Genomic DNA, 255 nt, shown 5'->3' on the forward strand with positions numbered 1-255 from the left:
GAGCAGTTGACTTTTAATCAATTGGTCGCAGGTTCGAATCCTGCACGACCCACCAGTTTTAACATCAAACTCAGATGTTAAGCGTGAAGGATAACGTTGCGCCAGCAACGGCCCGTAGGGCGAGCGAAGCGAGTCATCCTGCACGATCCACCAATATTAAAGATTGGTCCCGAGTAGAAATCATTCAGGTAACACCCGTATGGGTCGTTAGCTCAGTTGGTAGAGCAGTTGACTTTTAATCAATTGGTCGCAGGT

Annotated in this window: 1 other RNA gene; it reads left to right on the forward strand. The window is 47.8% G+C overall.

Annotated elements, in window-relative coordinates:
• Nucleotides 1–153: non-coding RNA, RtT sRNA (locus HEN33_RS25920), on the forward strand; the annotation flags it as partial.
• Nucleotides 154–255: the final 102 nt, after the last annotated feature.

Origin of the sequence: Escherichia sp. 94.0001, assembly GCF_013369155.2 — a bacterium.
Lineage (GTDB): Bacteria > Pseudomonadota > Gammaproteobacteria > Enterobacterales > Enterobacteriaceae > Escherichia > Escherichia coli_F.